1 rRNA gene is annotated in these 255 nt (G+C 48.6%); it reads right to left on the bottom strand.

Annotation, left to right across the window (positions count from 1 at the left end):
- Positions 1-181 precede the first annotated feature (181 nt).
- A 16S ribosomal RNA gene (locus M3204_RS24010) occupies positions 182-255 on the bottom strand; the annotation flags it as partial.

A 255-nucleotide genomic window follows, 5' to 3' on the forward strand; every position in this document is an offset into this window, starting at 1 on the left:
ATCGACCTCACGCTTATCAGGCGTGCGCTCTAACCAGCTGAGCTATAGGCCCATATATCATATAAAAGAGGAATCGCTCCCTCAAAACTAAACAAACAAGCGGTCAACTGTACGAATTCGCGAGAATGCGTTTACGAACCCAAAGGTCCGCATTCCGATTGCCAATAGGCAATATCCTTAGAAAGGAGGTGATCCAGCCGCACCTTCCGATACGGCTACCTTGTTACGACTTCACCCCAATCATCTGTCCCACCT

The sequence above is a fragment of the Mesobacillus subterraneus genome (genome assembly GCF_023715485.1).
Classification (GTDB): Bacteria; Bacillota; Bacilli; order Bacillales; family Cytobacillaceae; genus Mesobacillus; species Mesobacillus subterraneus_B.